This is a genomic window from Amycolatopsis rhizosphaerae, from assembly GCF_007713715.1.
In the GTDB taxonomy this organism is placed as follows: domain Bacteria; phylum Actinomycetota; class Actinomycetes; order Mycobacteriales; family Pseudonocardiaceae; genus Amycolatopsis_E; species Amycolatopsis_E rhizosphaerae.
Window position 1 is genome coordinate 1 of record NZ_VJWX01000736.1, and the last position, 2355, is coordinate 2355.

3 protein-coding genes are annotated in these 2355 nt (G+C 71.6%); all 3 read left to right on the plus strand.

Annotated elements, in window-relative coordinates; all coding sequences use genetic code 11:
- Positions 1–924 (plus strand): 2-oxo acid dehydrogenase subunit E2 (locus tag FNH05_RS36200; protein ID WP_144593343.1); only part of this gene is annotated, 924 nt, incomplete at its 5' end.
- Complete coding sequence (locus FNH05_RS36205) at positions 921–1172, plus strand: acyl carrier protein (protein ID WP_144593344.1); 252 nt, start codon at positions 921–923, stop codon at positions 1170–1172. The genes FNH05_RS36200 and FNH05_RS36205, both read left to right, overlap by 4 nt.
- Before the next feature lie 51 nt (positions 1173–1223).
- Positions 1224–2105, plus strand: coding sequence for a bifunctional helix-turn-helix transcriptional regulator/GNAT family N-acetyltransferase (locus FNH05_RS36210; protein WP_144593345.1), 882 nt, complete (start codon positions 1224–1226; stop codon positions 2103–2105).
- The last annotated feature ends 250 nt before the right edge of the window (positions 2106–2355 follow it).

Below are 2355 nucleotides of genomic sequence, written 5' to 3' on the forward strand. Positions count from 1 at the left end.
CCCCCGGTCCGCGCCTACGCCGCACACGCCGGGGTGGACCTCGCCAGCGTGCACGGCACGGGCCGGGACGGCGCGATCACCCACGCCGACGTCGACCGCGCGCGGACGGCGCCGCACCGCCGCCGGGTGAGCCCCTACGCGCGGCGGCTCGCCGCCGAACTCGGCGTCGACCTCGCCGGGATCGGCGGCGATACCGTCCATGCCCGGGACGTCCAGGCCGCGGCGCGGCAGGAGGCGCACCCGCCCGCCGGGAAACGGGACGACAGCGCGATGCGCCAGGCGATCGGCGCGCTGATGGCCCGGTCCAAGCGCGAGATCCCGCACTACTACCTGTCCACCACCATCGATCTCGCCGCGGCCACCGCCTGGCTGCACGAGCACAACCGCCGCACCTCGGTCTCCGGCCGTCTCGTGCCCGCCGCCCTGCTGCTCAAGGCTTCCGCGCTGGCGGCGAGGGCGGTGCCGGAACTCAACGGGCACTGGAACGACGGCGCCTTCCACCCCGCGGGCGAAGTCAACCTGGGTGTGGCGATCTCCCTGCGAGGCGGTGGTCTCATCGCGCCCGCCCTCGGGGCCGCCGACACCCTCGCCGTCGGGGAACTGATGGCACGCCTGCGCGATCTGGTCTCCCGTGCCCGCGACGGACGCCTGCGGTCCTCGGAGCTGACCGGCGCCACCCTCACCGTGACCAATCTGGGCGATCTCGGGGTGGAGTCGGTGCAGGGGGTGATCTACCCGCCGCAGGTGGGGCTGATCGGGTTCGGCGCGGTCGTGGAACGGCCCTGGGCGTCCGGCGGGATGCTCGGCGTCCGCCCGGTGGTCACCGCGACCTTGTCCGGCGACCACCGGGCGAGCGACGGCGCCACCGGTGCCCGCCTGCTCAACACGATCGACGGCCTGCTGCAACGACCGGAGGAGCTATGACCACCCACGCCGCCCGTGACCTCGCCCGCGCCGCGGTCCACGAGGCGCTGCGCGGATTCGCCTCCGAAGGCGAGCTGAACTCCCTCGGCCCGGACGAGAACCTGCGTGAGGCACTGGAACTCGACTCGATCGACTTTCTGTCCTTTGTGGATCGCCTGGCCGCGGCCACCGGGCACCGGATCGACGAGGACGACTACCCCCGCCTGGCCACCCTGTCCTCCTGCGTCGCCTTCCTCACCGAATCCTGACCATCCCGCACATCCTTGACCTCGGTCAAAGAACTCGGCCATGATGGGGCGATGGAGGCTTCGACCGACGACATCGCGACCTTCCGCCGCTTCAGCCGCGAGTTCACCCGCCGGGTGGGCGTGCTCGACGACCGCTACCTGCACCATGACCGTCCGCTCGGCGAGGCGCGCATCCTCTACGAACTGGACCAGGGCACCTCTTTGCGCGAACTGCGCGAGCGCCTTGCCCTTGACGCCGGATACCTCAGCCGAGTCGTGAAGAAGCTCCGGCAGGACGGACTGCTGGAGACGCGGTCCGACGCGGACGACCGGCGCGTGCGCCTGGTGCGGCTGACCGAGCGGGGACGGCGGGAGGTCGCCGAGCAGAACCGGCGGGCCGACGAGGCGGCCGCCGGCCTGCTCGGCGGACTCGATGCCCGGCAGCGCGAACGGCTGACCGCCGCACTGCACACGGCCGAGGGGCTGATGCGGCTGTCCGCCGTGGACATCCGGCCCGCCGATCCCGATTCACCCGAGGCCCGCGGCGCACTCCGGGCCTACGCCGAGGAGATCGACCGGCGTTTCCCCGAGGGCTACCAGGCCGGGGAACTACTGCCGGGAGACGCACTTCGCGGGGAGCGGGGCGTGTTCCTCCTCGCCCGCGAAGCGGGGATCGCGATCGGCTGCGGCGGGGTCCGCGAACTCGAGCCGGACGTCGGGGAACTCCGGCATCTCTGGATCGCGTCCACGGCGAGAGGCATCGGGCTCGGACGCCGCCTGCTGTCCGCACTGGAAGCCGAAGCGGTGCGGCACGGCTGGAAACGGCTCAGGCTCGGAACACACCGCGCGCTGACCGAGGCCATCGGGCTGTACCGCGGCGCGGGGTACCGCGAGATCGAACCCTACGGCGACGACCCCCACAACCACCACAACTTCGAAAAGTCCCTGCCCTGACCCGCGGCCGCGAGGGGTCCGCTCACGGCCGATACGACCAGGGCCCCGGCAAAGTCGGGCGAGTGTTGGCCGTGAAGGGTCCCTTCACAGTCGATTCGACTGTGAAGGGACCCTTCACGGCTTGCCCCAGCCCTTGCTTGACGGGGACGCGCGTGGCAGCTTAAGTTGAGCGGCGAAACAAAATCGTGAAGGAGGCAGCGATGGTGCGCCAGCCCAGGCCCGAGGACAAGTTCTCGTTCGGTCTCTGGAC